Genomic DNA, 286 nt, shown 5'->3' on the forward strand with positions numbered 1-286 from the left:
GTTGCAGGACGATCAGCACCGCCAGGGCGATGAGCTGGCCGGAAATCAGGGTCACGTACTGGAAGCTGGAGAAGAACCCGCGCTGTTCCTTGTTCGCCATCTCGCTCAGGTAGGTGGCGGAGGTGCCGTATTCGCCGCCGACCGACAGGCCTTGGAGCAGGCGCGCGACCACCAGCAGGATCGGCGCGGCGACGCCGATGGTTTCATAGCTGGGGGTCAGGGCGATGATCAGCGAGCCAAAGCACATCAGCAGCACCGAGGCCAGCAACGCCGCCTTGCGGCCCTT

Annotated in this window: 1 protein-coding gene; it reads right to left on the reverse strand. The window is 65.0% G+C overall.

Features of this window, described 5'->3' with window-relative positions; all coding sequences use genetic code 11:
• Positions 1–286: MFS transporter (locus ACNQO6_RS18415; protein ID WP_440209908.1), on the reverse strand; the 286-nt coding region annotated here is incomplete at both ends.

The organism is Acinetobacter calcoaceticus, from assembly GCF_051947995.1.
Lineage (GTDB): Bacteria > Pseudomonadota > Gammaproteobacteria > Pseudomonadales > Moraxellaceae > Acinetobacter.